Here is a 26,359-nt window from a genome sequence, read left to right as displayed (position 1 = left end):
CCGCCAACCCAATCGATCCCAAATATTCACTCCTCGTCAAATCCTATCCAAGGGGGCTTCGGGTGTCAAAGATGAAATCTTGCGAGAAAGCGAGAAAAACAAAGAAAACTTTAATTTATTGAGGGAGAAGCCGATCGCGAGGAAATCCATGCCGCCTTCCCGGCCCGTGTCCATTTTCTTGCCGCCGACGAGCCCGAGCAGATGCCGGTCCAGCACCGCCATCGCCGCCTCCCGTGCGTCCGCGGCGCCGGCGTGTTCCGCGGCCGCCGCCGCGCCGGCCATCGCGCGGGCGATGCCGTCCAGGTCCGTTTCGAGCATCACCGATTTCTCGTCGAGCATGAGCCGGATCAGCGTCAGCCGGGGGCCGCGCCCGGCCAGCCAATCCTCCTCGAAACCGGCGGGGATGACGAAGCCGGCCGCGACTTCCCGGTCCGCCACCATGTCCGCTAGCTCGCGTTCGGATTCATACCGACACAGCTTGTAGCGCCCCGTCTGTTCGAGCGCCCGGATGACGTGTTGTGCGGCTGCGCCGCCGTCCAGATCGGCATAACCGACGGCCGTCCGGCCGTCGCCGACCGACGCGACCAGCCAGACCATCGCCGAGGTGACGACGGCCGGCATCAGGATGAAGAGCAGAAAGCCTTTCACGTTGCCGATCGTACGGCGGATGAGGTTGGCGGCTATGAGCAGGCTATTCATGGGACACCGCCTTTCTGCCGAGCAGGGCCGCGATGAGGAACAGACCGGCCGAAGCGCTTCCGAGCACGGCCAGATGTTCCCGCACGACGGCGTCCGCGCTGCCCAGCATGAGATGGATGAAGCTTTGCGACGCCCAGAAGCTGAACGTAAATTCCCCGAGCCGCTCCAGCGGTTCGCCCAGTTCGGGCGTGAAGCCGCCGCTCAGGAACGTCATGCCCAGGATCAGCGTCATGAAAATCGCCTGAAGCGCGCGCGTGTTCGGCGCCAGGGCGGCGGCGATGACCGCGAGGCTGACGGATGCGGCGACGATGAACAGGGAGGCCGCGAGCAGGTAGCCGTAGCGGTCGCCCCATTCCAGGCCGTAGAACATCCGGGTGAACGCGATGATGACGATCGCCTGGCCGATCCCGACCAGCCCGTGGCCCGTCATTTTGCCGGCGAGGACGTGGACGGGCATCACGGGCGCGGCCCGGAGCCGGTCCAGCGTACGCGCCTCCCGCTCTTCGGCGATCGACAGCCCCGCCGCCATGCCGGCGTACAGCAGGAACATGATGAGCATCTGGGCGGCGTAATACTGCATCGCGGAGTAGTCGCGGCCGGTCATGTCCGGCAGCGTGACGGTCACGAAGGAGCCCTCCGCTCCGCCGGCCCGGACCGCGGCTTCGGCCGCCCGCGGATCGCCGAGCGCTTCGGCAACCGATTGCGCAAGGTTGATCCGGTCAAGCAGCTCCCCGATCACACTCTCCGCCACGAGATTCCGTTCGGCTTTCGGCCCCGGATGGAGCTCCCAGAACGCCTCCCGGCCGTTCATCACCATCTCCGCAAAATGTTCCGGCACGACCACCCCGTATCCGATCTCCCCGCGCTCCAGCGCCTTCAGCATCCGTTCCCGGTCCTCGTAATCGCGCACGTTCAGCCACCGCGCGACCGCTTCCGAGCGGAGCGGTTCGGCGAATCCGGCCGACGATTCGTCGGATACGACCAGGCCGACTTCGACGGGGTCGACCAGCTGGTCTTCATAATTGAAGTAACCGGACAACGCGTTTCCAAGGATAAAGATGAGGACGAGCGGGAGGACGATGAGCATCCAGAACGTCTCCCGGGTCCGGAGCATGCGGAGAAGCTCGCATCGCATGAGCGTTGCGATCGTTCGCATCGCGTCTCCCTCCTAGTCCCGCAGATGGCGCCCGGTGAGCGTCAGGAACAGCGTCTCCAGGTTCGGCGTCTCGCTGCGGAGCGACGCGATGCGCACCCCGTGCTTGGCGAGAATGTACAGCATGTCCTGGAGGTACGATTGCGCGTGCCGCAGCCAGATTTCGAGCACGCCGTCCCGGCGTTCCACCCGCCGGACGGACGCGTGCCGCCCGACCTCTTCGACCGCCGCGTCGGTCAGGCCTTCCGTCTCGATCACGAGCTTCTCCTGTTCCTCGACCTGCGTCAGCAGCTCGCGGATCGTGCCCAGCGCGATCAGCCTGCCGTGGTCAATGATGCCGACCCGCGTGCTGATCGCCTCGACTTCCTCCATGTAATGGCTCGTGTAAAGGATCGTCGCGCCGCGGCGGTTCAGCTCCCGCACCGATTCGAGGATGTGGTTGCGGGACTGCGGGTCGATCCCGACGGTCGGCTCGTCCATGATGATCAGCTTCGGCTGGTGGACGATCGCGCAGGCGATGTTGAGCCGCCGCTTCATGCCGCCGGAGAACGAGCCGGGCCGCTCGTTCCGGTGACCGGTGAGACCGGTGAAGGCCAGGGCCTCGTCGATCCGCTCTTCGAGCCTGCGGCCGCGAAGCCCGTAGAGCTTGCCGAAGAAACGCAAATGCTCCTCCGCCGTCAGCTGCTCGTACAGCGCGATCTCCTGCGGCACGAGCCCGATTTTCGCCTTGACCGAGAGCGGCCGGTGGCGCACCGACTCCCCGTCCACCTCGACCTCGCCCTGGTCGCTGCGGATCAGGCCGCAGATCATTTTGATCGTCGTGCTCTTGCCCGCGCCGTTCGGCCCGAGCAGCCCGAAAATTTCGCCCTTCTCGATCGAAAGCGTCAGATGGTCGACCGAGACCTTCGTGCCGTAGCGCTTGACCACCTGGCGCAGCCGGACATGACTCATTGCGCATCCCTCCGCGTTCGGTTCCGACTGACTCCAGCGTAGCGCATCGCGGACGCCGGGTCAGGTGGATCGGGTCATGAACCGGGGTGACTTGAGTCACCTTTGTTCCGTGCGCTCCGTCACCACGTCCCGCTCGTGCTATAATGGGGGCAACAATCCGGAACAAAGGTGCGGTGGTCTTGAACGCTCCCTTCCTCATGCTCCGCTATCTGACGGCAGCTGCGGCGGGCGTCGTCACCATCCTGATCACGGACCGCGTGGAGGACGAGGCGCTGTACGTGTTTTTGCTGCTCGGCCTGCTGTTTGCGATGAGCCTGCGCGACCGGCTCGAAGTCCGCGAGGACTTCCGCGCGGCGCCGCTCCTGTTCGTCGCGGAGACGGGACTGCTCGCGGCGTTCGCCTGGCATTACGGCGGGCTCATGCCGCTTGCCGTATCCGCTTCGCTGTACACGCGGCCGGAGCGGCGGGGGCCGTTTCTGCCGCGGGCGGCGGCCGCGGGCGCCGCGATGAACCTGGCGGCGTGGCCGCATTTTGCGCCTCCGCTGCTCGCGGCGGCGAATCTCGCGTTCGCATCGATCGTGCTGCTCATCGGGCACATCCGCAGGACGGCGGTCGACCGGGGGGAGATCGAGGCGCTGTACCGCGAGCTGCAGGCGCGGAACCGCGAGCTGGAGGAGGCCCGCCGCACGGCGCTGGATTACGCCTCGAAGGTGCAGGAGCTCGCACAGCTCGAGGAGCGGAACCGCATCGCGCACGATCTGCACGACGAGCTCGGCCACCGGCTCGTCCGCCTGAAGATGATGCTCGAGGCGGCGGTCCGCGTCGACGAAGGCGGCGCCCGGGACGAGGCGATGAAGCTGGTCCGGGAAGTCCGCGACCAGCTCGCGGGCGCGATGGATGCGCTCCGGTCGACCGTCCGGCGGCTGAAGCCGGCCGAAGCGGCCCGCGGGGAATACTCGCTGGAGACGCTGATCGCGGAGCTGGCCGGAACGGGCGGCGCGCACGTCCGGTTCCGGACGGTGGGCGAGGCGTGGCCGCTTTATCCGAGCGACGTGATCGTGCTGTACCGCAACGCGCAGGAGGCGGTTACGAACGCGCTGCGCCACGGCGGGGCCACGGAGGTGGACGTCGAGCTGGAATACGCGCCGGAGGAGCTCCGGATGACGGTCCGCAACAACGGCGCGCCGCCGGAGTCAGGCGGGCTGCGCAAGGGGCTCGGCCTGCTCGGCATGGAGGAGCGGGCGCGGCTCGCGGGCGGCCGGTTCGAGATCGTCCACGGGGAGCGGTTCGCGGTGCGGACGATTTTGCCGCGGCGGTGACGGCTCGCGGACGGCGGGGGCTTTCGATCGCATGAACTTTTTTTGCGCATCATGAACAAGGAAAGGCGACGGGAGGAGTTCGGGTGATTCGGACGCTGGTGGCGGACGATGATCCGTTCATTCGCGAGAGCCTCAGGCTCATTCTGGGCACGATGCCGGACATCGAAGTGGCGGGGGTTTGCGCGGACGGCGGCGAAGCGGTCCGGTTCGTGCGGGAGCATCCGGGCGGGGTCGACGTCGTCCTGATGGACGTCCGCATGCCGGTGTGCGACGGGGTGGAAGGGACGCGGCTCATCCGCGAGGCGGCGCCGGACGTCAAGGTGCTCATCCTGACGACGTTCGACGACGACGCGTACATCGTGAAGGCGCTCCAGTATGGCGCGGCCGGGTATCTGCTCAAGAACGTGCCGCCGGACACGATCGCGGAGGGCATCCGCGCGGTGCACGCGGGCCACACGCTGATGCATCCGGATGTCGCGCGGAAGCTGGCGGGCATGCTGCGCCCGGCCGCCGGGGACGCGCCGGCCGGGCGGAAGCGGCTGGCCGATTTCGGCCTGAACGAGACCGAGCGGAACATCGTCCGGAAGATTGCGGACGGGCTGTCAAACCGCGAGATCGCGCAGGCGCTGTACCTGAGCGAGGGCACGGTGAAGAACTACATCACCGACATCCTCGGCAAGCTGGGGCTGCGCGACCGGACGCAGATCGCGATCTTCTACCTGCGGGAGATCGCGGAGTGAGCCCGGGCCCGCGCACGCCGGCCCGAACAGCGTCACGCCGGAAACACCGGGAAAGGAGCGAAAACAACGTGAAAATCGAAATCTGGTCGGACATCGCCTGTCCCTTCTGCTACATCGGCAAACGCCATTTCGAGGAGGGGCTGGCCGGGTTCGAGCACAGGGACGAAGTCGTGGTGGAATACCGCAGTTTCCAGCTGGATCCGTTCGCCCCGAAGGAGCCGGAACACGATCTGTACGATGCGCTGGCCCGCAAGTTCGGGATGGACCGCGGGCAGGTGGTCGAGATGAACCGGCGCGTGGAGGAGATGGGCCGGGAAGCCGGCATCGCCTTCCGCTTCAACGTCGTCGTGCCGTCGAACACGTTCGACGCGCACCGGCTGATCAAGTTCGCCGGCCGGCACGGCAGGGAGCGGGAAACGGTCGAGCTGCTGTTCGAGGCCTATTTCACGGAGGGCCGCAATGTGGCCGATCACGAGACGCTGCTGTCCGTGGCCGGGAAGGCCGGACTGGACCGGGCGGCGGCGGCGGAGATGCTCCGCTCGGATGCCCATGCCGGCGAGGTGGAGGCGGACGGCCTCGAGGCGAGCCGGCTCGGCATCCGCGGCGTGCCGTTTTTCGTCATCGACCGCAAATACGGCATATCGGGCGCGCAGCCGGCCCGGGTGTTTCTCGATGCGCTCCGCCGGGCCTGGCGGGACGGGCAGCCGGCCGCTTCGGACGGCGGTCCGGATGGAGGCTGCGGCGACGGCCCGTGCGCGCCGGCTCCGTAACCCGCATGGTTCCGTGACCCGCATGGCGCCGAAACCTGCGCGGCGGCGGAACCGTGCGGCGATACATTCGCGCGGCGACACCATCATGGCGGCGCCATGCCCGCGCCATCCCCCGCGCGGCGCATCCGCGGCGGACGCTTTCCGCTTCCGGGAAGCGTCCGTTTTCTTTTCCGGCGAGGGCGGCCGGAGAGCCGGATTTTAAAAAGAAAAAAGTTTCGAAATTTGTAATTCCCAAGGAAGGAAAAAATTAATTTGCGAAGAATAAGTTTAATCAAACATACAGAAATCCCCATTTCAAGTGCCGGATTTTCAATTCGCGCGGGTAGAACGGGAGAAGGGAAGCATGAAGGAAGCTCTTTTCGTCGTGTTCTCTGCGCTGGAGACCTGGTCGATCTTCGCCATATCGTTCACGCTGTTCCGCTTCAACATCCTGAAGTACAATCTGCAGATCGTGCCGATCTCCGGTCTGATGGCGCTGTTGAACTATGCCATATGGCACGAGATCGATCTGGCATCATGGGTCCCCGCGATCGGTCTGGTGCTGTTCACCCTGTTTATTTTCTATACATTGCGGATCTCGTTGATCGGCTCGCTCATCATGGCGGCGACGGGATACGGGTCGACCATCCTGATCCAGACGGCCTTTCTGTACGCCGCTCAGCTTGCAGGTTTCACCACGGTAGCTGAGGTGCAGGCGGGAGGAGCGGCTTACTTCATTCTGTCCGTCGTATCTTCTTGCGTGGTCATCGTGTTAAGCCTTTTGCTCTATAGGCTGGGATACGGGTTTTCGTTCCCGTTGCAAAAATTCAAGTTGAAGCGTGAAAACCTGCTGATTCTGGCGCTCTTTGCCGCCATGTTCATCCTGCTCATGTTCTTGCACCTGCTCAAGGACAAGCTGTACTTTGTCGAGTTGATCGCGTTCGCTGTCGAATTGTTTCTGATCTTTATCGCTCTGAGGAAAGAGAGGACGCAATGGTAGAGAGGCTCGCTTTCCGTCTCGCGCATTGGCTGAAGAGCGAAGTGCCGGACCACCCCTATTCGGTGGCGCGACTCCAGTTCGGATTCCACCTGTTTCTGAACACCGTGCTTACGTTGCTCGTGGCCACCATTCTCGGTCTGCTGTTCGACAACTTACGAGAAACGATGCAGGTGCTGTTCGCGTTCGGGCTGCTGCGGATGATCTCGGGTGGTTATCATCTCAAGTCGGCATCCGTGTGCATTGTCGCGTCGGCCGGTGTGGCGGCACTGTTGCCGTTCGTGGAGTTGTCTGTTTTTTACATTACATTACTTAATATTGCAAATATGGTATTGACTATTATATTTGCTCCGTCTAGAATTGAAGAACAAACCAGAATTCCGTCAAAATATTTCCCTGCGCTCAAAGTCGCATCTACCGTCCTGGTTGCTTCGAACTTCCTGTTCCAATCCCAATTGCTGGCGATCACCTGGTTCATCCAGGCGATTTCGCTGATAAGATTCCCGAAGAAAGGCGGTGACTCGGTATGAAGAAAAAAGCGCTCCATCTGTTGGCTACGATCATCGGTTGCACGGGTCTGGTTGTCGTCTGCACGGCAAGCTGGATCTGGTGGAACCAACCTAAAGTCCCTGCCGAACTTCTGAAGAAGTGATGATGGTGGTCTTGTGAAATTGGTAGTCGCAAGGGACGAAGACGGGAAAACCGGACCGGTCGAGCTGGAGGTCACGGAGATCCTGAAGTTCACCACGGACAAGGCGCGCATCCAGATCCACACGAAGAACGACGTCTATTATTTCCCGTTCGACAGTCTGGAGAAAATCCAGAACATCCTGCAAGCCCTCAATTTGCCCTTCGTGCGAGCGGATCGCGGCAATCTGATCAACATGGACAAGGTGATCGAGATTGACGAGAAGTTCGCGAAGGTCTATTTTGAGGGGGACAAGCCCGGCGAACGGGGGAAGGATGCGACCGTGTCCAGGCCGACCAATTACAAACGGGTCCTGGCTTTGTTCCGGGAAAGACAGGGGCGAACCAACAGGTAGGGCCGAAAGCAACGGCAGCTTTCGGCCCTGTCTGCTTGGGATGCGCCGCCGCCCGGCTCGTGACGCCCGTCACAAAGCCGCCCGCCGGACTGGGTATAATGGAAGCGAACACTTTTCTGTCCGAAAGCGGGTGCCGTCATGCGCAATGCCAATCTCTATATTCCGAAGCAGCACGGCGCCTGGGCGATGCTGATCCTGCCGCTCCTGTTCGGCGTCATCGCCTCGAACCCGACTTGGCGGCACGCCCTGCTGTTTGCCGCCTGGCTGCTCGCGTATCTGTTCGCGCACGCGTTTCTCCAGTGGGTCCGGACGAAGCGCAAGCCCGCCTGGCTCGGGCCGCTCCGGCTGTACGGCGGCCTGCTGTTGCCCGCCGGCGCGGCGCTGCTCGCCCTTGAGCCGTCGCTCGTTCCGCTGCTGCCGCTTGCCGTGCCGCTGATCCTGGTCAACCTGTATTTCGCGAAGCGGAACCGCGAGCGCGCGTTCCTGAACGACCTGGCCGCCGTCATCCTGTTCAGCCTGATGACGTTCGCCGCCTTCCGGGTCGGGGGCGGGACGGACACGGGCCTCGCGTTCGAGCTGTTCGCGCTCAGCGTGCTGTATTTTACCGGGACGATCTTCTATGTGAAAACGATGATCCGCGAGAAGCACGACAAGGCGTTCTACCGGTACTCGGTTCTCTATCACGCGGCGTTCCTCGCGGCCGTCGCGCTGCTGTATCCGCCCGCGCTGATCCCGGCCGCGGCGGTGCTGCTGGTCCGCGCGATCGTGATGCCGCGCCTGAATCCCGCGGTCAAGACGATCGGGATGCTCGAGATCGCGTATTCGGCGCTCGTGCTGGTCAGCGCATGGGCGGCGTATTGACACGACGTATTGACGGAGAAAGCGGGGGCACGGGCGCGCGGAACCGCCACCCGGGCGGGAACCTCCCGGGAAGCCGCGGGAACTCCGCATGCATGTGCACGATGACCAACCGCCGGGCCGCTTCTTGAGCTCCGCGCCAAACCCGCCGCAGCGGCGTTGTCAATCCGGCCGCGCGGCGGGTAGGATGGGAGCATGTCGGGCGAAGTACGCCCTTCCCATGCGGCGGAGAGAAACGGACGGTGGCGGTCATGGTCATGGGTCTTCAGGCGCTGGAGGAGCAGGTGAAGCGGGAGCTCGAATGGCTCGAATACGGCGGGCCGGAATGGGTGCCGCACCGGGAGCATGACGGCGAACGCGTCCTGGACGTGGTCATCGTCGGCGGCGGTCAGTGCGGCCTCGGCATCGCCTTCGGCCTGCTCCGGGAACGGATCACGAACATCCTCGTGATCGACGAGAATCCGGAGGGCCTCGAAGGGCCGTGGGTCACCTACGCCCGGATGGTGACGCTCAGGACGCCGAAGCATCTGACGTCGATCGACCTCGGCGTGCCGTCGCTGACGTTCCGCGCCTGGCTGGAGGCGCAGGCCGGTCCCGAGGCGTGGGAGAAGCTGGACAAAATCCCGCGGGCCGACTGGATGGCCTACCTGCGCTGGTTCCGCCGCGTGCTGGACCTGCCCGTCGTGAACGAGACGCGGCTTGATTTGATCGAGCCGCTCGGCGGCGGCCTGCACCGGCTCCATCTCGAAGGGCCGGGCGCGCCGGCGAAGACGCTGACGGCGCGCAAGGTCGTGCTCGCGACCGGCATCCAGGGCGGCGGCGAATGGCACGTGCCGGCGATGATCCGCGAGTCGCTGCCGAAGCGGCTGTACGCGCATTCGTCCGAAAGGATCGATTTCGCCGCGCTGCGCGGCCGGCGGATCGGAATCATCGGCGGCGGCGCCTCGGCGTTCGACAACGCGCAGCACGCGCTGGCCGAGGGCGCGGCCGAGGTGCACGTGTTCGTGCGGCGCGGGCGGCTGCCGCGCGTCAATCCGATCCGGCAGATGGAGCGGTCCGGCATGATCGGCCGCCACGCCGCGCTGCCGGACGCGGACAAATACGCGGTGATGAAGCATTTCTTCCGGCACAACCAGCCGCCGACGAACGACACGTTCGCCCGGGCGGCCGCCTATCCGGGTTTCCGTCTCCATCTCGGCGCGCCGCTCGCCGGCGTGCGGGAAGCGGAAGGAGGCGTCGAGCTCGAGACGCCCAAGGGACGGTTCCGTGTCGACTATCTCATCGTCTGCACGGGGCTCGTCAGCGATCCGGCGCTCCGGCCGGAGCTCAGGCTGGTGGAGCCGCACATCCTGCGGTGGGGAGACGTCTACCGGGCCCCGGAGGATCTCGCCGACCCGATGCTCGACCGGCATCCGTACATGACGCCGGGCTATTCGTTCTTGTCCCGCGACGAGGAGGGGCGGGAGAAGCTGCGCGGCATTTTCGCGTTCAACTACGGCGCGCTGGTCAGCAACGGCGTCACCGCCTCCGCGCTGTCGGGCATGAAGTACGGCATCCCGCGCATCGTCTCGGCGATCGCGGACGAGCTGTTCCTCGATGAACGCGAGGCGATTCTCGGTCGATATTATGCGTATGACGAGCCGGAGTTCACCGGCATGATGGAAGACGAATGAACGGATCGAATGAAAAACGGAAATGCCTGCATCCCCGTGTCGTCTTGTCTGCGGCACGGGGAATTTTTGTCAGGGAGTTTTGGATTTTGCCGACATGAGCTAAAATCGAAAGTGACCGGTCCGGTTTGCGCCCATTGGAATGGTTTTCCGGACCGCAATCAGACACGGTTTGACACATGCCGATCAGGGGCTGCATGAAAGGCGGTGGGCCTTTGCGACGGCAATTCGCGCGGACCGCGCGGGGACTGAGGAACATCTTCGTCAGAACCGGCCTCCTGCTTCGCCTGCATACGCTGCGCGGCCAGATGCTCGCCGGTTTTCTGTCCGTCATGTTCCTTACCCTGGCCCTTGTCGGATTCTACACCTACGAATCCGCGTCGAGGCTGCTCGAACAGAACGCGGAGACGCTCATCCGCCAGGCCGCCGTACAGGGGAACGGCCGGCTGGAAGCGACATTGAAGCAGATCGATTCCCTGACGCTCCAGGCGGCGACGGACGCGTACGTCCAGAACCTGCTCGAGGCCGTGGAAGACGGGGGATTCCCGTCCTTCCTGGACCGGCAGGCGCTGCAGCCGATCGTGGACCGGGTGATGATCTACGGCAGCGGCATCCGCTCGGTCGAGCTCTACACGAGCGAAGGCGACCGGCTGTTTCCGCTGGGCGGCGACGAGCTGTTCGACGCGATCGGCGGAGAGGCGGTCGGGGGCGAGTACATCGTGAAAGCCCACGCGCTCAAGGGCAGCATGTACTGGATCGGCCTGTCGCCGACCAACGAGGAGGAAGTGCTCGCGATCCGGCAGATTCAGTTGATCCAGCGCTCGTTTGCGCCGGCGGGCTACCTCGTCGTGCGGATCGACCGCCAGGTGTTCCGGCTGGACAGCCTCGGCGAGGACATGGGCGTCGGCGCCGTCACGCTGCTCTTCGACCGGGACGGCCGGCTGATCGCGTCGAATACGGAGAACGGGCTGTCCGGCGTCGATTCCGGCAGCCTGATGGCTGCGGAGGACCGGAACGTGGAGCTGGACGGCCGAAGCTACGTGCTCGTCAAGCAGCAGTCGGAAATCGCCGGCTGGACGCTGCTCATCCTGACGCCCGTCGAGGCGATCACGAGGGGGATCTTCGTTCTTCGGGCGGCCGTGCTCGTATCGGCGGCCGTCGGCTCGGTCCTGTTCATCATCCTTTCGTTCCTGCTGTCGACCGCGATCACGCGGCCGATCCTCCGGCTGATCAAATCGATGCGCAGCGCCCGGTTCGGCGAGCTGAAACCCGCGGAGCACATGTCGGCGACGGCCGAAATCGGCGAACTCGTCCATACCTACAACCAGATGGTCGACCACATGAAGAGGCTGATCCGCCTCGTCTACGAGAAGGAGATCATGCAGAACCGGGCCGAGTTGAAAGCGCTGCAAGCGCAGATCCATCCGCATTTCCTGTACAACACGCTGGAGGCCCTGTACTGGTCGCTGATCGAGAAAAACGAGGACGAACTCGCCGAGTACGTCGTGGCGCTCTCCGAACTGTTCCGCTACACCATCTCGGGGCTGAACCGGGAAGAATGGGTGACGCTGGCCGAGGAGCTCGAGCAGGTCCGGCGCTATCTGCTCATCATGGGCATGCGCTTCGGCGATCGGCTGAAATGGAGCATTCATTCGGAAGTGGACAACCATCGCCTGCTGCTGCCGAAGCTGATCATCCAGCCGCTGGTGGAAAACGCGATCCAGCACGGCATCGAGAACAAGCTCGGCTCGGGTCTCGTGACGGTAACGGTGAAGCGGTCGCCGCAGCCGGACTGTTTCCGGGTCATCGTGGAAGACGACGGGGCCGGCATGGACGGGGAGACGCTCCGGAAAATCCGCGAAGCCCTCGAAGAGAGCGGAACGGGTCTCGAACGCAAGACGGCATCGGGGTACGGCATCGCCAACGTGCATCAGCGATTGCGGCTTTACTTCGGCGATGACGCGGCGAACCTGAATCTGCTCGCCATCGAGAGCCGGAAGGGTGAGGGGACGACCGTCACCTTGACGATACCGATCCGGACGGAGGTTGTGGAACATGAACCGGCATACCATCCTGATCGTGGATGACGAGCCGCGGACGCGCATCGGGCTGGCCCGGATGCTGGAGGCCTGGAACGGGGACCGCTACGTGATCCGGTCGGCGGCGGACGGGCGGGAGGCGCTCGGCATTCTGGAGCGCGAGCGGGTGCGGCTGCTGATCACCGACATCAAGATGCCGGAGATCAGCGGCCTGCAGCTCGCCGGCGCGCTGAAATCGATGCCGGAGGAGGATCGGCCGGCGATCATCCTGATCTCGGGTTATGCGGAATTCGAGTTCGCCCAGCGCGCGATCCAGCTCGGCGTCGTCGATTACCTGCTCAAGCCGATCGGGCGGGACAAGCTGATCGCCGCCGTCGAGCGGGCGCTCGCCCAAGCCGAGGAGCGGGCGCGCATCGGCATGATGGAGAAGGTGGTCGATCCGGAACTGCTGCGGAGCGGCGATACCGGCAAGCCGCTCAGCGAGCCGGTGCGGGAGGCGCTCGCGTACATCGACAGCCACCTCGACCAGCCGTTCACGATGCGCGACGCCGCAAGCCGCGTCCACCTGAACCCGAGCTATTTCAGCGTGCTGTTCAAGGACGAGATGGGCATGACGTTCAGCGAATACGTCACGCGCCGGCGGCTGCAGCGTGCGAAGGAGATGCTGCTGCGCACGAAGCTCACGGTCGCGGAGATCGCCGAGCGCGTCGGCTACCAGTCGGCGAAGCATTTCGCGAAGATGTTCCGGCAATACGAAGGCAGCAGCCCGGGCGATTACCGGAATCAGGGTTCCTGAAACCTTCCGGACGAAATGGGGGGGGCTCGCGTGAGAATCCGCATCCCGGTGGCGGCAGCGGTCATGGCGGCCGCCGTTTTGTGCCTCACGGCCTGCGGCGCGGGCATCGGGCCGCGGGAGGGGACGCAGACGGCGGCCGAGAACGTGATGATCCGGCTGATGTCGCCGTGGCCGGACAACGATTCCCTGCAGAACAAGCTGGTGGAGCGCATCGTCGAGGAGTACATGCGGGAGCATCCGGAAGTCACGATCACCACGGAGGCGCTCGAGAACGAGCTGTACAAGGACAGGCTGAAGGTGCTGTCCGCGTCGAACGCGCTGCCGGATGTCGGATTCTCGTGGGCGGCCGGTTTTCTCGATCCGTATGTGGAGGGCGGCCTGTTCACGCCGCTGGACGACCTGCTGGAGGGCGAGCTGAGAGACCGGTTCGTCGCCGGCACGACGGAGGCGTACATGAAGAACGGCAAAACCTATGCGCTTCCGGTCGAGCTCAACATCGTCCCGATTTTCTACAACAAGGCCATCTTCGCGCGCCACCGCCTCAGGCCGCCGGAGACGTTCGAAGAGCTGAAGGACATCATCGTGCGTCTGCGGGAAGCCGGCGAGACGCCGATTTCGCTGGGCGGCAAGGATGCATGGACGCTGTCGTTCTGGTTCATGTATCTCGTCGACCGCGTCGGCGGCGCGGATCTGCTCGACCAGGCGATCGAGACGGCCCGGTTCAACGATCCGCGGATCATCGAGGCGGCGCGGCTCACGCAGGAGCTGGTCGGACTGAACGCCTTTCCGAACGGGTTCATCGGCATGTCCAACGAGGAGGCGAAGGCGAGGTTCATGGCCGAGCGGGCGGCCATGTACGCGATCGGCACATGGGAAGTGCCGAATTACACGACGAATCCGGACGTGCCGGAATCGTTCAAGGACAGGATCGGCTTTTTCCCGTTCCCGCTCGTCGAAGGCGGCGAGGGACGGCTCAACAACTGGATCGGCGGCCCCGGCGTCGGCCTGTTCGTGGCGGAGAACTCGAAGGTCAAGGAAGAAGCCAAGAAGTTCGTCGCCTATTTCGTCAAAAAGTGGGGCGAGCACGCCGTCGCGGACGCGGGCATCATACCGGCGACGAAGGTGGATACGGGCACCGTCCATCTTCCGAAGATGTACACCGAACTGTTGAAGGAGCTGCGCACGGCGAACAAGGTGACGCTGTACGCGGATGTCCAGATGAAGCCGGTCGCGGCCGAGGAGCATTACACGCTCGTACAGGCGCTGTTCGGCGGGGCCATCACGCCGGAAGAATTCGCGCTCAGGCAGGAGCTGGCGCTGCTCAAGAGCCGCTGATCCGTCTTCCCCGCCACCCGCGCCGGCGGCCGGACGGGTCCGCGCGCAGGCATCTTTCGGTCGTCCTGCTGGAACATTTCCGGGGATCCGACCGTCTGTAGAGGTGCAATTGCAATTGCAGCACTACACGGAAGGAGCGGTGGGAACCATGCGAAAATACCGGAAATGGCTGGCGGTCGTGACGGCGGCCGGCGCAATCGTCGCAACGGCTTCGGCCGGCGCGGAAGGCATCGGGGAGAAGATCAGCGGGTGGCTCCGACCCGACATCACGGTCGTCGTCAACGGCGCCGATACCGACCTGACACCGGTCATCATCGACGGCCGGGCCTATCTGCCCGCCCGCGGCTTTGCGGAAGCGGCGGGATACGAGGTGGTCTGGTCGAACGACCGGCTCGAGTTCTCGAAGCCGGATGAAGATGAAGAGGAGGCATACATGACCGTCGAGGGCTACATCGCCTCCGTCGAGCGGGACGGCGACCGCTGGCGGATCGAGACGATCGGCGCCGGGCAATGGCTCATCCTGTACGCGGACGGAGAGACGGTGATCACCGGCGCGGACGGCGAGCCGCTCGGGGCGGAGGATCTGGCGCCGGGAATGGCCATCGAGGCGGAATACGGTCCGATGATGATCATGACCTGGCCCGGCCAGTCGCACGCGGCGTCCATCCGGGTCGTGCGGCAGCATCTGACCGCGAAGCAGGTCGTCCGTTCGGTCGAGCGGACGGAGGATGGCTTCCGGATCGAACTGGCCGATGAAGCGGACGGCGATGTCAAACTGGTGCTCCACGCAGGCCCGGACACGCTGATCATCCGCTCCGACAAGCAGCCGGTGGACGCGGAACGGCTCGCGTCCGGCATGGTCGTGCGCGCCTACTACGGGCCGGAAGTCACGAAGAGCCTGCCGCCGCAAAGCCGTGCGCATTTGATCGAGATCGACGATCAGCGCACGTGGCCCGCTCCGGCGGAGGAACGGGAGTACCGCGAGCTCGCCTGGGATCTGCTGTCGGATGAGGACAAGGCGCATCTGGTTACGCCGAAGGACGAGGCGCTGGTCGAGTACGTCGACGCGGCGGACGCGGCCGTCGTTCCGCTCGAGGGCAAGGAGCGGCAGCTCGAGGACATCCGCGCGCGGGGCGGCAAACTGGTGGCCGTAACGTACCGGACGGACCGGGACGCGCTGCTCGGCCCGCTCACGATCCTGTTCGATCCGGAGACACGGGAACCGGTCGGACACATCGTCCGAATGTAACGTGCACGGGCGCCGCGGATCGGGATGTATTTCCGCCATGCACAGGACCCGTTCGGGGATTCCCCGACGGGTCCTGTCTGCCTTGGGCTCCGTATGCCTCCTCGCCTTTGTTTTACAGCACACGGCGCGCCGTTTTGTATTTTGTCTTCCAGTAGCCGGAATTCAGCGTGTTGATGCCGACCTTGTTGGCCGGGGAGCAGTGGATGAAATCGCCTCCGCCGATATAGATGCCGACGTGGTTGACGCTGCCGTTGCCGTTCGTGTCGAAGAAGACGAGGTCGCCGGGCTTGAGGCTGGACTTGGAGACGAATTTGCCCTGCTTCGCCTGTGCGGCGCTGGTCCGCGGCAGCTTGAAGCCGTGGTGCCGGTTGAAGACGAGCTGCACGAACGCCGAGCAGTCGGAATACTTGTAGTTCGTGTTCCACGGCTCCGCGCCATATTTGTAGGTGAATTTGCCGAGGTACGACTTTGCCGTTGCGACAATTGCGGATCCGGTTGCGGCTTTGGTGCCGGAACCGGCGCTGCCGCCTATGTAATCCGTGTATTTGCTGCTCGCGCTGATGTAGCCGATCTTCCCGTCCTTCGTCTGCACCTTCAGCCAGTAATCGTTGACTTTTTGGATCACGTGAATGCTTTCGCCCTTGGACAGCATGCGATATATGGAAGCGCTGGTGCTCGGGGCCGATCGGAGATTGACGCCGTAGAGAACCTTGGTTTCGTACGTCGCGGCGGAGGCTTGTCCGGCGAACAGACCGGCCGCCAATGTCAGGATTAGGCCAAGAATGGTCAATCGTCTCATTATTGCTCATCTCCTCCTTTGCAATTCATGCTAACGCAAAAAAGTTTGGGCGAAAACCTTAAAAAGTTTCCAATTGTAATTGAAAGATTTCCAATAAATGCATAAAGGCAACATCTTTCTTCCTCAATTAATTCCGTTTCCTCCACACCGTCCGGTTTCCATGTTCTGCAAGGACCGCCATGGTGAGAATTTTCTCATCTACCCCAGAAATTCCCATTGACTTTCTAATGAGAGTGGAATACTTTGGATTTATGCTGAATCCGTCAACGGGACAAGCATAAGCACATCAGCCCGACAAGGAGGATACGAGCATGACCGATGAACGCAAATTCCGTCTCGAGACACTGGCCGTGCACGCCGGTCAGGAGATCGATCCGACGACCGGTTCGCGGGCGGTCCCGATTTACCAGACGACATCGTACGGTTTCCGGGACAGCGACCATGCGGCGAACCTGTTCGCGCTCCGCGAGTTCGGCAACATCTACACGCGCATCATGAACCCGACGACCGACGTGTTCGAGAAGCGCATCGCGGCGCTCGAGGGCGGGGCTGCGGCGCTGGCGACTTCGTCCGGACAGGCGGCCATCACGTACGCGATCCTGAACATCGCCGGCGCGGGCGACGAAATTGTATCCGCTTCCAGCCTCTACGGCGGCACGTACAACCTGTTCGCGATCACGCTTCCGAAGATCGGCATCAAGGTGAAGTTCGTCAATCCCGACGACCCCGAGAACTTCCGCCGCGCGATCACGGACAAGACGAAGGCGCTGTATGCCGAGACGATCGGCAATCCGCGCGGCGACATCCTCGACATCGAAGCGGTCGCCCGCATTGCGCATGAGCACGGCATCCCGCTGATCGTGGACAACACGCTGCCGAGCCCGTACCTGTGCCGTCCGATCGAGCACGGCGCCGACATCGTCGTCCATTCCGCCACGAAGTTCATCGGCGGCCACGGCACCTCGATCGGCGGCGTGATCGTCGACAGCGGCCGCTTCGACTGGAAGGCGAGCGGCAAGTTCCCGGGCTTTACGGAGCCGGATCCGAGCTACCACGGCCTCGTGTACACGGACGCGTTCGGCCCGATCGCCTACATCATCAAGGCGCGCGTCCAGCTGCTCCGCGACATCGGCGCATCGCTGTCGCCGTTCAACGCGTTCCTGTTCCTGCAGGGGCTGGAGACGCTGCACCTCCGGATGGAGCGCCACAGCCAGAACGCGCTCGCCGTCGCGAAGTTCCTCCAGTCGCATGAAGCGGTCGAATGGGTCAACTATCCGGGACTCGAAAACCATCCTTCCTACAAGCTGGCGCAGAAGTACCTGCCGAAAGGCCAGGGCGCCATTCTGACCTTCGGCATCAAGGGCGGCATCGAAGCGGGACGGAAGGTCATCAACCACGTGAAGCTGTTCTCGCACCTGGCCAACGTCGGCGACTCGAAGTCGCTGATCATCCACCCGGCGAGCACGACGCACAGCCAGCTCGAGGGCGAGGAACTGCTGTCGACCGGCGTCACGCCCGGCATGATCCGGCTGTCGGTCGGCACGGAGCACATCGACGACATCATCGAGGACCTCGATCAGGCCATCCGCGCGAGCCAGGCTTGATGGCCCGACAAAAAGGACGGCCCCGGGACGCCTTCCGGCGTTCGGGGCCGTCTTGCTTGTGCCTATTTGAATTGGGGGAGATAGGCCGCGTGCGCCTCCAGCAGCTCGTCGAGCAGGATGCGCGCCGCTTCCGCCGATCCGACCAGCGGATGAATCGTGAGCGCCTGCAGCGCGGCGTCCCGGTCGCCGTGCACCGCCGCTTCCACCGTCAGCTCTTCGTACGCCTTCACGACCTGCAGCAGGCCGCGGATCTGCGGCGAGACGGGCGTCGAAGGCGGCACCGGATGCGCGCCGGCCGCGTCGATCACGCAATTCACCTCGATCGCCGCGTCGTCCGGCAGGCAGCGGATCGCGCCGCCGTTCCGCACGTTGACGGTCTGGATGTCCTTCCGGTTGCGCACGATCGACGCGATCAGATTGACGGCGGCTTCCGAATAGTATGCGCCGCCCCTTTGCTCCAGCTGCGGCGGCTTGACCGCGAGATTCGGATCCTTGTACAGCTCGAACAGCTCGGCTTCGACCCTCTTCACGACCTCCGCGCGCGTGCCGTTTTGCCTGAAGTCCTCGAGCTGCTTCTTCAACATTTCATCCTTCATGTAATAATAACGGTGATAGCTGCAGGGAAGCGCGCCGACGGACCGGAGAAAATCGGCATCCCAACCGAGGTCGGGAATGTTTTTCATCGTCAGGCCCCGCGCGCCCGCCGCCCGCCGGAGCAGCTCGTCCGTCACATCGCGCCCCCTCACGGCGATGCGCGTCACCCAGTTCAGATGATTGATGCCGGTCCATTCCAGATCGACCTCGTCCGGTTCGACTTCGAACAGGCGGGCGATCTGCTTCTTCGTGCCGATCGGGAGATTGCACAGGCCGATCGTGCGGACGTTCGAATACTTGAGCGCGGCTTCGGTCACGATGCCGGCCGGATTCGTGAAATTGATCAGGAAGGCATCCGGCGCCAGCTCCTCGATATCCCGGCAGATGTCGAGAATGACCGGAATCGTCCGGAGCGCCTTCGCAAACCCGCCGGCGCCGGTCGTCTCCTGCCCGATGTATCCGTGCCTGAGCGGGATCGCTTCGTCCTTCGCGCGGGCGTCCAGGAGCCCCACCCGGAGTTGCGTGAGCACGAAATCCGCGCCCCGGATCGCGGATCTGCGGTCCAGCGTCAGCTTCACCTTGATCGGCTTGCCGGCCTTCTCGATCATGCGTTGCGCCAGCGCGCCGACGATCTCCAGCTTGTGCTTTCCTTCCTCCACGTCGACCAGAACGAGCTCTTCGACCGGCAATTCCTCATGGCGCAGAATGAAGCCTTCCACGAGTTCCGGCGTATAGGAGGAACCGCCGCCGATCACCGCGATTTTCAACGGATGTCCCGCCATGTCGCACCTCCGTGCATGCGAGTCTCCTGTCATGATATAGTGGTGGCAGGCAATCGTCAATGCGGAAGGAACGGATCGGAGCAATGCTTGCGAGGGAGGCGGAAAGGTTGACCCTGATCCTGGGCGTGGACGGCGGCGGATTGAAGACGCGCGCGGTGGTGACGGATGCGGACGGCAACGTCCTGGGCGAAGGGCGCGCGGGCTGCGGCAACCACCAGACGGGCGGCATCGACGCGGCGCTGGCCGAGATCCGCGCGGCGGCCGGGCAGGCGGTGCGCGAAGCGGGCGCGGAACCGGACGACATCCGGGCGGTCTGCTACGGATTGGCCGGCGCGGACCGCGCCGCGGATTTCGCGGTCCTGAGACCCGCGCTCGCCACGCTGCCCTATCGGAACTGGGATGTCGTATGCGACACGATGACGGGGCTTCGGGCGGGCACGCCCGACGGCATCGGCGTCGTGCTCGTGTGCGGCAGCGGCACGAACGCGGCAGGCCGGAACGCGCGCGGCGAGACGGTCCAAACCGGCGGATTCGGCTATTTGTACGGCGACGCGGCGGGCGGCTCCCACATGGCGGAGGAAACGTTCCGGGCCGCGGTGCGCTCGTGGGAAATGCGGGACATCCCGAGCAGGCTGACGCGGGATGTGCCCGCCTGGTACGGATTCGAAACGATGGAGGAGCTGGTGAACGACTGGCTGGACCGCGGGGTTTACCGCGTGTCTCCCGACTTGACGCTGGTGCTCCATCGCGCGGCGGACGCGGGAGACGAGCTCGCGATCCGCATCCTGAGGAATGCGGGCCGCGAGCTCGGTCTGGCCGCCGCGTCGGTCATTCTCCGGCTGGGCGGATTCGCCGCGTTCGGCGGGCGGCCGATCCCGGTCGTGCTGACCGGCTCGGTGCTGCAGAAAGGCCGGAATCCGCACCTGCTGGGCGCGCTGGAAGAAACCGTGCGGGAAAGGGCCGGCGGACCTTGCGAATTCGTCATTCCGGCGATCGAGCCGGTCTTCGGCGCGGTGCTGCTGGCCATGGACCGGCTCGGGATTCCGGCGCCTGCGGACGCGCACCGGCGCTGGTCATCCGCGTCCGCGAACGGGGGCTGAACCGCGGCCGGTTCGTTCGCCGGGCCGGCGATGCGGCGCCCGCAAGGGTCGGCAGGCCGCAAGACGAAGACACGCCGCTCCGGATGCGCCTCATCCGGTCGTCGCGCCGGAATGTCCGGGCGGGAGTGGCGCGATGTTTTTCCCGCGGCGGGCAGGATTTTGGCGGACCGGGGTGGAAATCCATGGACAACGCATCGGGAAAGGGGATGTTTGCCGTGGACGTCCGCCTGTTTACGCTTGCGGAAGCGAACGCCATGCTGCCGGAGCTCAAGGTTCAGCTGGCCCGGCTGCAGGCGCTGATCCGCGAAATCGAGCAGCGGATGGAAGAACTGCATCGCATGAAAAAGGAATACCGGAGGCGCATGCGGACGCCGAACGGCGGACGAACGGAACGCGATCGCGGGGATCCGTTCTTCCTGGAAGAAAGCCGGATCGAATTTCTCCGCATGGAAGCGGAGATGGTCATCAACAATTTCCGGCGCAGCGGCGTGCTGCTCAAGTCGGTGTTCCCCGGTCTGCTCGATTTCCCGTCCGTCCTGGACGGCAAGCAGGTGCTCATCTGCTGGAAGGAAGGCGAGGAGCGGGCGACCTGCTACCACGGCTGGCACGACGGATTTCAGGGGCGCCGGCCGCATCCGGATGCGTGATCCGGAAACGGCATCATGCGGGCGCGATGATCCGGTCGACGATTCCGTACTCCAGCGCTTCTGCGGCGGTCATGAACGTATCGCGGTCCATGTCCCGCTCGATCCGTTCGAGCGGCTGACCGGTCCGCTCGGCCGCGATGCGGTTGATGCGCGCGCGGGTTTCCAGGAAACGCTTCGCGGTGATCGCGAGGTCGCTGGCCTGCCCCTGCGCACCGCCGTGCGGCTGGTGGATCATGATCTCGCTGTTCGGCAGCGCGAAGCGGTATCCGGGCTCGCCGCCCATCAGCAGAATCGCGGCAAAGGAAGCGGCGAAACCGACGCAGATCGTATGCACTTTCGGCTTCACGATCTGCATCGTGTCATAGATCGCGAAGCCCGCCGTCACCGAACCGCCCGGACTGTTGATGTAGAAATGGATGTCCCGGTCGGGATCTTCGGCGGCAAGGAACAGCATCTGCGCCACGATCGTGTTCGCGGCGTGGTCGTCGGTCGGCCCGCCGAGCAGGATGATCCGGTCCCTGAGCAGGCGGGAATAGATGTCATAGGATCGTTCCCCGCGGTCGGTCTGCTCCACCACGATCGGCACGTACGGCATGGCGATTCCTCCTTTTGGTGATCCGCTATTTCGTCTGATAAACGAACGGGACGGACGGAAGGATACGCGTATCTTTTCGGGGCTCATATTCGTTTATGGTACGGGGATGCCCAACCGAATCCCGACCGATGGGGGGAACATGGCGATGAAGGGCCTTGTTGAAGAGATCGACCGGGAACTGGTCCGATATTGCCTCGCCGTCACGGGTTCGGCCGGCGAGGCGGAGGATTTGGCGCAGGAAGCCTGGCTCAGAGGGTTTGAATCCGGAGCGCTCGGCGGTCATCCGAATCCGAAGGCGCTCTTGATGCGGCTCGCGAGGCAGAAGTGGATCGACCGCGCGCGCAGGGAGCGGGTTCATGCGCGGATCGTCGCGCTTTTGGCGCGGGAGGTGGCGGGGAAGCGGCAGGCTGACGCGGCGGCGCCGGATGATCTGGAGAAATTGCTGACCTTCGTCGTCCGGCGGATGCTGCCGCTGCAGCGCACCGTGTTCCTGCTGCGGGATGTGCTCGGATTCTCGGCCGCCGATACCGCGCGGCTGCTCCGCACGACGGAGGGGGCCGTGAAATCGGCCCTGTTCCGCGCCCGGCAGGCGCTCCGTCGGGTGCGCGACGATTTGCGGCGCGCGGAACTTTCTGCCGCCGAAGGGCGCGGAGATTCCGATGACGCGGTCCGCGCCCTGGTCCGCGCGCTCGCGTCCGCCCTGCGCCGGGCCGATGCGCACGGCATTGCCGCGCTGGCCCGGATGGATGCGGCGGACGCCGCAGCCGCCCTGCCGGTGCTGGTGCGGCAGCCGCAGGCCCGGTCGGAGCTGCGCCGTCTTCCGCGGCAGCCGCAGGCGCTCGCGGCGGCCTGATCCATCCTGTGCGAAGGGAAGATGCGGGTGGCAGCGTTCAAGGCGATCATCTTCGATTTCGACGGCCTGATCCTGGATACGGAAACGCCGGAATACCGGTCGTTCAGCGAGTTGTACCGGCAGTACGGCGCGGAATTGCCGATCGAGGTGTGGGGACGATGGATCGGCACCGACGCCTCGCCGTTCGATCCGTACGCGCATCTGGAGGCGAGCGCCGGCATCGCGGTGGATCGGGAAGCGGCGCGGGCGTTCCGGCGGGCGCGGTACGACGAGCTGATGGCGGGCGAGCGGGCGCGGCCGGGCGTGGAGGACTATCTGCGCGACGGGCGGCGGCTCGGGCTCCGGATCGGGTTGGCCTCGAGCTCCACGAGGGACTGGGTTCTCGGTTACCTGCGGCGGCTCGGATTGGAAGACCGCTTTGACTGCATCCGGACGCGCGAAGACGTCGCGAAGGTGAAGCCCGAACCGGAGCTGTATCTCAAGGCGCTCGAGGCGCTCGGCGCCGCGCCGGAGGAAGCCGTCGCGTTCGAGGATTCGCCGAACGGCGCGCTCGCCGCGAAGCGGGCCGGATTGAAATGCGTGGTCGTGCCGAACGAGCTGACGCGCCGGCTCGATTTCGGCGAGCACGACCTGCGTTTGTCCTCCATGGCCGACATGCCGCTGGAGGAAGTGTTGAGGAAGCTGTCGCCATGAAGCATGAAGGCCGTACGGACGCATGGTCCGTACGGCCTTCGTCATCATCACGGCGCGGCGTTCTTCGATACGGGCGTGTTCGGATCGATGCTGCCGGCCCCGTCGGAGATTCCGCCTTCCGTCCGAATCGGGCCGTCGCTGACCGGTTCCGGAACGGCCGGCTGGAATTCCATCTCCGGATCGGGCTCGATGGCCGGCAGAATGGTCACGGTGCCTTCATCGCCGGCTTCCCCGTCCATCGCCGGCTCCTCCGGCTGATCGGCCGGCAGGTCGGCCGGCTGGTCGCCGGAATTGCCGGCATTGCTGCCGCCGGCGTCCGTCGACGGTTCGGCGTTCTGCCCGTTGCCTGCGCCGGCCTCGTCTTCCGACTGCGGATCATTCGACAGCGCGTCTTCGTCCGCGTTGTTCTGAGATCCGCCGTCTTGGACAGCCGGTTCCGGCCGGTTGTCCTCATCCTTCGCCGTGTCGGCGTTGCACCCGATGGCCGTGGCCAGGGACAAGGCGGCGATCGCCAACGCGACGGTTCGCCAGGTTTTCATGTTTGGCATCCCTCCGTATTTCCGGTTTCATCCTCTGGACGTGCCGGAATCCGGAAAGGTTGCAGGTTTCCCGGGAAAATGTTTCATGCGGACGAACCGGCGCAGTTCATCCGTCAGGCTGTCCTTCAGCTTCGCGATCAATTCGTCTTCGGACATGCCCTTCGATTTCGCGATTTCGGCGATCGATTGGCCCTTGGCCAGCCGGGATTTCAGTTCGTTCTTCGGGATGCCGATCACGCGCGCGATCTTGTCCAGCAGGTGCAGACCGCCGGGATGACGGCGAATCGGGTTCAGCAGATCGCGCGAATCCACGGCCGCCTCGATGCGCGACCGGAGGCGGGCCTTCAACTGTTCGGCGCGTGCGGCCGGCAGTTTGCCTTCGGTGACCTTCGCGTCGATGCGTTTTGCCGCCGCTTCGGTCAGCCTGCGGATCAGCTCGTCCTTCGAAACGCCCCGCTCCTTCGCGATGTCGGCCAGCGACCGGCCGTTCTCCAGCTTCCGCTTCAGCTCGCCGCGGTCGAGCTTCAGCGCTTCCGCGGCGGCGGACAGCATGCCCGGGTAGGCACGGACCGATGCGGGCTTGCCGCTTGCAGGAGGCTGCGCGGGATGCGCTTCCGCCGTTCCGGCGGCGAGGAGCAGGATCGCCGCCGCCGTCGCAATGATAAGCGCGCGGCTCGAAATCGTACGTCTCATCTTCTGACCGCTCCCTTCCTGTCGTGATGGGGTTACCCGGTTAGTATTGGCAAGTCGGGCGGTCGTTAGACGCGCGTCGCGGGAGCATGCCTCTCCGTCGGTCCGGATGGACGCGCCGGATCTTCGACGCCCGCGGCGTCTCCTTCGGGCCGTCGAAGGCCCGTTCATGGTGCGAGGCGGGAGTTGACAGTGCGGGCGGAAGCCGATATGATGGTTGTAGAATAAAAGTAAGTAAATATTATTTTGTAAGTAAATGTCGAAGGGAGTCAGGGAAGATGGCGAAAACGAAATGGGCAGTCGACCCAACGCACAGCAGCATCGAATTCTCGATCCGCCACATGATGATCGCGAAGGTGAAGGGCGCGTTCCGGCAATTCGAGGCTTCGATCGAAGCGGATCCGAACGACCTCACGACGGCGGACATCTCGTTCAGCGTGGACGCCGCCAGCATCGACACGCGCAACGAAGACCGCGACGCGCACCTGCGCTCCGCCGATTTCTTCGATGTCGAGAACCATCCGAAACTGACGTTCAAGGCGACGAAAATCGTGAAGACCGGCGACGGAGAGTACGACGTGACGGGCGATCTCACGATCCGCGGCGTCACCCGCTCCGAGACGTTCAAGGTGACGTTCGAAGGTTCCGGCAAGGATCCGTGGGGCAACCACAAGGCCGGCTTCAGCGCCGAGGGCACGATCAAGCGCAGCGACTACGGCCTGACGTGGAACGCGGCGCTCGAGACGGGCGGCGTCCTGGTGGGCGACGACGTGAAAATTCACATCGAGATCGAAGCGGTCGAACAGGCCGGCTGATCGGACATCCCGGCAATCTCCCATCACGCGGCAAAAGGACCGGCACCGCCGGAAGGCGGCCGGTCCTTCCGTTTTGGCTCCGGGTGCTTGCCTTCGCCGGCGGGCGGCCGGCATAATGGGAGCATGTAACGCAAGGGACATCGTTCGGAACCCGGGGAGGACTTCGCATGAGAAAAGGCAGATTCCGCGTCTCCGCCGTGCAATACCGGCTCGGGACGATCGATTCGTTCGAGGCGTTCGCCGCGCAGTCGACGCATTATGTGTGCGCCGCGCAGGAATTCGGGGCGGACTTCGTGCTGTTTCCCGAGTTTTTCACGACGCAGCTCCTGTCGATCGGCGACGGTGCGGGGCGGGCGCTGCCGATCGGGCGGCTGCCGGAGTTCACGGACCGCTACCGCGCGTTGTTCACGGGTCTGGCCCGCGAGACCGGCATGCACATCATCGCCGGCACCCACATCGTCGAGCGCGGCGGGAAGCTGTACAACACCGCCCATCTGTTCCTGCCGGACGGCCGGGTGCTGGAACAGCCGAAGCTGCACCTGACGCCGACCGAGGTGAAGGAATGGAAGCTGACGCCGGGAGAAGAGCTGCGGGTGTTCGGGACGGAGCACGGCACGATCGCGCTGCTCACGTGCTACGACATCGAGTTTCCGGAGATCGCGCGGATCGCGAAGGCGAGGGGAGCGGACGTCGTGTTCTGCCCGTCCTGCACGGACGATCAGCACGGTTTCTGGCGCGTCCGCTACTCGTGCCATGCGCGCGCGGTCGAAAACCAGGTGTACGTCGTGACGGCCGGTACGGTCGGCTCGCTGCCGACGGTCGATTTCATGCGCATGAACTACGGCCAAGCCGCGATCATCACGCCGAACGACGTGCCGTTTCCGCCGCGCGGCGTCCTGGCCGAGGGCGTGGTCGGCGAGGACATGATCGTCACCGCCGACCTGGATCTTACGCTCCTGGAAGAGGTGCGCGCGGCCGGTTCCGTGACGACCTGGCGCGACCGGCGGACCGATCTGTACCCGGACTGGAGTTGACGGCCGGCAGGGCGGC

At 64.5% G+C, this 26,359-nt stretch carries 27 protein-coding genes and 1 pseudogene; 20 read left to right on the top strand and 8 right to left on the bottom strand.

Annotated features, from left to right (window positions below; translation table 11 throughout):
- Nucleotides 1-36: 36 nt before the first annotated feature.
- From A9Z00_RS12730 to A9Z00_RS12720, 3 genes are read right to left on the bottom strand one after another with little or no spacing between them, the layout of a single operon-like run.
- Nucleotides 37-699 carry an ABC transporter permease gene (locus A9Z00_RS12730; protein WP_296978024.1) on the bottom strand — a complete coding sequence of 221 codons (663 nt, stop codon included), beginning with the start codon at nt 697-699 and terminating at the stop codon, nt 37-39.
- Nucleotides 692-1,855, bottom strand: a complete 1,164-nt coding sequence (locus A9Z00_RS12725) for an ABC transporter permease (RefSeq protein ID WP_296978021.1) — start codon at nt 1,853-1,855, stop codon at nt 692-694. The genes A9Z00_RS12730 and A9Z00_RS12725 overlap by 8 nt, the downstream gene beginning before the upstream one ends.
- Nucleotides 1,856-1,867: 12 nt before the next feature.
- Nucleotides 1,868-2,803 (bottom strand): ABC transporter ATP-binding protein, encoded by a 936-nt coding sequence (locus tag A9Z00_RS12720; RefSeq protein ID WP_296978019.1) that lies wholly within the window; start codon nt 2,801-2,803, stop codon nt 1,868-1,870.
- 179 nt (nt 2,804-2,982) lie between these two features.
- Between A9Z00_RS12720 and A9Z00_RS12715 the strand changes: the two genes are divergently transcribed.
- The 13 genes from A9Z00_RS12715 to A9Z00_RS12655 all read left to right on the top strand — a co-directional run bounded on the left by A9Z00_RS12715 (nt 2,983) and on the right by A9Z00_RS12655 (nt 15,598).
- Nucleotides 2,983-4,122: a sensor histidine kinase gene (locus tag A9Z00_RS12715; protein WP_296978014.1), complete on the top strand. Its 1,140-nt coding sequence runs from the start codon at nt 2,983-2,985 to the stop codon at nt 4,120-4,122.
- Between the two features lie 83 nt (nt 4,123-4,205).
- Nucleotides 4,206-4,862, top strand: coding sequence for a response regulator transcription factor (locus A9Z00_RS12710; RefSeq protein WP_296978011.1), 657 nt, complete (start codon nt 4,206-4,208; stop codon nt 4,860-4,862).
- A 68-nt stretch (nt 4,863-4,930) separates the two neighbouring features.
- Nucleotides 4,931-5,632, top strand: coding sequence for a DsbA family oxidoreductase (locus A9Z00_RS12705; protein WP_296978009.1), 702 nt, complete (start codon nt 4,931-4,933; stop codon nt 5,630-5,632).
- A 343-nt stretch (nt 5,633-5,975) separates the two neighbouring features.
- Complete coding sequence (locus tag A9Z00_RS12700; protein ID WP_296978006.1) at nt 5,976-6,611, top strand: hypothetical protein; 636 nt, start codon at nt 5,976-5,978, stop codon at nt 6,609-6,611.
- Nucleotides 6,605-7,138: an accessory gene regulator ArgB-like protein gene (locus A9Z00_RS12695; RefSeq protein ID WP_296978004.1), complete on the top strand. Its 534-nt coding sequence runs from the start codon at nt 6,605-6,607 to the stop codon at nt 7,136-7,138. The genes A9Z00_RS12700 and A9Z00_RS12695 overlap by 7 nt, the downstream gene beginning before the upstream one ends.
- A complete protein-coding gene (locus A9Z00_RS12690) occupies nt 7,135-7,260 on the top strand; it encodes a cyclic lactone autoinducer peptide (protein WP_296978001.1) in 126 nt (41 codons plus the stop codon). Before A9Z00_RS12695 ends, A9Z00_RS12690 begins: the two co-directional genes overlap by 4 nt.
- A 13-nt stretch (nt 7,261-7,273) precedes the next feature.
- Nucleotides 7,274-7,651: a LytTR family transcriptional regulator DNA-binding domain-containing protein gene (locus A9Z00_RS12685; RefSeq protein WP_296977999.1), complete on the top strand. Its 378-nt coding sequence runs from the start codon at nt 7,274-7,276 to the stop codon at nt 7,649-7,651.
- 138 nt (nt 7,652-7,789) lie between these two features.
- Nucleotides 7,790-8,512 carry a YwiC-like family protein gene (locus A9Z00_RS12680; RefSeq protein ID WP_296977996.1) on the top strand — a complete coding sequence of 241 codons (723 nt, stop codon included), beginning with the start codon at nt 7,790-7,792 and terminating at the stop codon, nt 8,510-8,512.
- 254 nt (nt 8,513-8,766) lie between these two features.
- A complete protein-coding gene (locus A9Z00_RS12675; RefSeq protein WP_296978050.1) occupies nt 8,767-10,182 on the top strand; it encodes an FAD/NAD(P)-binding protein in 1,416 nt (471 codons plus the stop codon).
- A 212-nt stretch (nt 10,183-10,394) separates the two neighbouring features.
- On the top strand, nt 10,395-12,266 hold the full coding sequence (locus tag A9Z00_RS12670; RefSeq protein WP_296977993.1) for a cache domain-containing sensor histidine kinase: 1,872 nt from the start codon (nt 10,395-10,397) through the stop codon (nt 12,264-12,266).
- Complete coding sequence (locus A9Z00_RS12665; RefSeq protein ID WP_296977990.1) at nt 12,235-13,014, top strand: response regulator transcription factor; 780 nt, start codon at nt 12,235-12,237, stop codon at nt 13,012-13,014. The genes A9Z00_RS12670 and A9Z00_RS12665 overlap by 32 nt, the downstream gene beginning before the upstream one ends.
- Nucleotides 13,015-13,029: 15 nt before the next feature.
- Nucleotides 13,030-14,349 (top strand): extracellular solute-binding protein, encoded by a 1,320-nt coding sequence (locus A9Z00_RS12660; protein ID WP_483316305.1) that lies wholly within the window; start codon nt 13,030-13,032, stop codon nt 14,347-14,349.
- Nucleotides 14,350-14,497: 148 nt separating this feature from the next.
- Nucleotides 14,498-15,598, top strand: coding sequence for a stalk domain-containing protein (locus A9Z00_RS12655; protein WP_296977987.1), 1,101 nt, complete (start codon nt 14,498-14,500; stop codon nt 15,596-15,598).
- Between the two features lie 112 nt (nt 15,599-15,710).
- Here A9Z00_RS12655 and A9Z00_RS12650 read toward each other — a convergent pair whose 3' ends face one another.
- Nucleotides 15,711-16,397 (bottom strand): C40 family peptidase, encoded by a 687-nt coding sequence (locus tag A9Z00_RS12650; protein WP_296977985.1) that lies wholly within the window; start codon nt 16,395-16,397, stop codon nt 15,711-15,713.
- Between the two features lie 308 nt (nt 16,398-16,705).
- On the opposite strand from A9Z00_RS12650, the pseudogene A9Z00_RS12645 reads away from it, so the two are divergent.
- Nucleotides 16,706-18,001: pseudogene (locus A9Z00_RS12645) on the top strand (homocysteine synthase); the annotation flags it as partial.
- Nucleotides 18,002-18,063: 62 nt separating this feature from the next.
- Here A9Z00_RS12645 and A9Z00_RS12640 read toward each other — a convergent pair.
- Nucleotides 18,064-19,377 (bottom strand): 6-phospho-beta-glucosidase, encoded by a 1,314-nt coding sequence (locus A9Z00_RS12640; RefSeq protein ID WP_296977979.1) that lies wholly within the window; start codon nt 19,375-19,377, stop codon nt 18,064-18,066.
- A gap of 107 nt (nt 19,378-19,484) precedes the next feature.
- Between A9Z00_RS12640 and A9Z00_RS12635 the strand changes: the two genes are divergently transcribed.
- Together A9Z00_RS12635 and A9Z00_RS12630 are read left to right on the top strand one after the other, a co-directional pair.
- Nucleotides 19,485-20,477: an N-acetylglucosamine kinase gene (locus tag A9Z00_RS12635; protein WP_296977977.1), complete on the top strand. Its 993-nt coding sequence runs from the start codon at nt 19,485-19,487 to the stop codon at nt 20,475-20,477.
- Between the two features lie 182 nt (nt 20,478-20,659).
- Complete coding sequence (locus tag A9Z00_RS12630) at nt 20,660-21,124, top strand: DUF2203 domain-containing protein (protein ID WP_296977974.1); 465 nt, start codon at nt 20,660-20,662, stop codon at nt 21,122-21,124.
- Nucleotides 21,125-21,137: 13 nt separating this feature from the next.
- On the opposite strand, the gene A9Z00_RS12625 is transcribed toward A9Z00_RS12630, so the two are convergent.
- Complete coding sequence (locus A9Z00_RS12625; protein ID WP_296977971.1) at nt 21,138-21,719, bottom strand: ATP-dependent Clp protease proteolytic subunit; 582 nt, start codon at nt 21,717-21,719, stop codon at nt 21,138-21,140.
- 145 nt (nt 21,720-21,864) lie between these two features.
- Here A9Z00_RS12625 and A9Z00_RS12620 point away from each other — a divergent pair, with 145 nt between their 5' ends.
- Nucleotides 21,865-22,572, top strand: a complete 708-nt coding sequence (locus A9Z00_RS12620; RefSeq protein WP_296977969.1) for an RNA polymerase sigma factor — start codon at nt 21,865-21,867, stop codon at nt 22,570-22,572.
- 27 nt (nt 22,573-22,599) lie between these two features.
- Nucleotides 22,600-23,265 carry an HAD family hydrolase gene (locus A9Z00_RS12615; RefSeq protein WP_296977966.1) on the top strand — a complete coding sequence of 222 codons (666 nt, stop codon included), beginning with the start codon at nt 22,600-22,602 and terminating at the stop codon, nt 23,263-23,265.
- A gap of 47 nt (nt 23,266-23,312) precedes the next feature.
- Here the strand turns inward: A9Z00_RS12615 and A9Z00_RS12610 are convergent, their stop codons facing one another.
- Both A9Z00_RS12610 and A9Z00_RS12605 read right to left on the bottom strand, forming a co-directional pair.
- Nucleotides 23,313-23,804: a hypothetical protein gene (locus A9Z00_RS12610; RefSeq protein ID WP_296977965.1), complete on the bottom strand. Its 492-nt coding sequence runs from the start codon at nt 23,802-23,804 to the stop codon at nt 23,313-23,315.
- A 27-nt stretch (nt 23,805-23,831) separates the two neighbouring features.
- Nucleotides 23,832-24,497: a hypothetical protein gene (locus A9Z00_RS12605; protein ID WP_296977962.1), complete on the bottom strand. Its 666-nt coding sequence runs from the start codon at nt 24,495-24,497 to the stop codon at nt 23,832-23,834.
- 275 nt (nt 24,498-24,772) lie between these two features.
- On the opposite strand from A9Z00_RS12605, the gene A9Z00_RS12600 reads away from it, so the two are divergent.
- On the top strand, nt 24,773-25,309 hold the full coding sequence (locus A9Z00_RS12600; protein ID WP_296977959.1) for a YceI family protein: 537 nt from the start codon (nt 24,773-24,775) through the stop codon (nt 25,307-25,309).
- Nucleotides 25,310-25,476: 167 nt separating this feature from the next.
- Nucleotides 25,477-26,343, top strand: a complete 867-nt coding sequence (locus A9Z00_RS12595) for a carbon-nitrogen hydrolase family protein (RefSeq protein ID WP_296977957.1) — start codon at nt 25,477-25,479, stop codon at nt 26,341-26,343.
- Nucleotides 26,344-26,359: the final 16 nt, after the last annotated feature.

The organism is Thermobacillus sp. ZCTH02-B1, assembly GCF_002159085.1.
GTDB lineage: Bacteria > Bacillota > Bacilli > Paenibacillales > Paenibacillaceae > Thermobacillus.
The sequence above is the reverse complement of the archived record's forward strand: the minus strand, read 5'-3'. Positions and strand labels throughout refer to the sequence as shown.

Bases quoted from the DNA above. Each gene is read 5' to 3' on its own strand.
- A9Z00_RS12730 (WP_296978024.1), bottom strand. From the start codon at position 699: ATGAATAGCCTGCTCATAGCCGCCAACCTCATCCGCCGTACGATCGGC.
- A9Z00_RS12725 (WP_296978021.1), bottom strand. From the start codon at position 1,855: ATGCGAACGATCGCAACGCTCATGCGATGCGAGCTTCTCCGCATGCTC.
- A9Z00_RS12720 (WP_296978019.1), bottom strand. From the start codon at position 2,803: ATGAGTCATGTCCGGCTGCGCCAGGTGGTCAAGCGCTACGGCACGAAG.
- A9Z00_RS12700 (WP_296978006.1), top strand. From the start codon at position 5,976: ATGAAGGAAGCTCTTTTCGTCGTGTTCTCTGCGCTGGAGACCTGGTCG.
- A9Z00_RS12695 (WP_296978004.1), top strand. From the start codon at position 6,605: ATGGTAGAGAGGCTCGCTTTCCGTCTCGCGCATTGGCTGAAGAGCGAA.
- A9Z00_RS12690 (WP_296978001.1), top strand. From the start codon at position 7,135: ATGAAGAAAAAAGCGCTCCATCTGTTGGCTACGATCATCGGTTGCACG.
- A9Z00_RS12680 (WP_296977996.1), top strand. From the start codon at position 7,790: ATGCGCAATGCCAATCTCTATATTCCGAAGCAGCACGGCGCCTGGGCG.
- A9Z00_RS12675 (WP_296978050.1), top strand. From the start codon at position 8,767: ATGGGTCTTCAGGCGCTGGAGGAGCAGGTGAAGCGGGAGCTCGAATGG.
- A9Z00_RS12665 (WP_296977990.1), top strand. From the start codon at position 12,235: ATGAACCGGCATACCATCCTGATCGTGGATGACGAGCCGCGGACGCGC.
- A9Z00_RS12660 (WP_483316305.1), top strand. From the start codon at position 13,030: ATGGGGGGGGCTCGCGTGAGAATCCGCATCCCGGTGGCGGCAGCGGTC.
- A9Z00_RS12655 (WP_296977987.1), top strand. From the start codon at position 14,498: ATGCGAAAATACCGGAAATGGCTGGCGGTCGTGACGGCGGCCGGCGCA.
- A9Z00_RS12650 (WP_296977985.1), bottom strand. From the start codon at position 16,397: ATGAGACGATTGACCATTCTTGGCCTAATCCTGACATTGGCGGCCGGT.
- A9Z00_RS12640 (WP_296977979.1), bottom strand. From the start codon at position 19,377: ATGGCGGGACATCCGTTGAAAATCGCGGTGATCGGCGGCGGTTCCTCC.
- A9Z00_RS12630 (WP_296977974.1), top strand. From the start codon at position 20,660: ATGGACAACGCATCGGGAAAGGGGATGTTTGCCGTGGACGTCCGCCTG.
- A9Z00_RS12625 (WP_296977971.1), bottom strand. From the start codon at position 21,719: ATGCCGTACGTGCCGATCGTGGTGGAGCAGACCGACCGCGGGGAACGA.
- A9Z00_RS12620 (WP_296977969.1), top strand. From the start codon at position 21,865: ATGAAGGGCCTTGTTGAAGAGATCGACCGGGAACTGGTCCGATATTGC.
- A9Z00_RS12610 (WP_296977965.1), bottom strand. From the start codon at position 23,804: ATGAAAACCTGGCGAACCGTCGCGTTGGCGATCGCCGCCTTGTCCCTG.
- A9Z00_RS12605 (WP_296977962.1), bottom strand. From the start codon at position 24,497: ATGAGACGTACGATTTCGAGCCGCGCGCTTATCATTGCGACGGCGGCG.
- A9Z00_RS12600 (WP_296977959.1), top strand. From the start codon at position 24,773: ATGGCGAAAACGAAATGGGCAGTCGACCCAACGCACAGCAGCATCGAA.
- A9Z00_RS12595 (WP_296977957.1), top strand. From the start codon at position 25,477: ATGAGAAAAGGCAGATTCCGCGTCTCCGCCGTGCAATACCGGCTCGGG.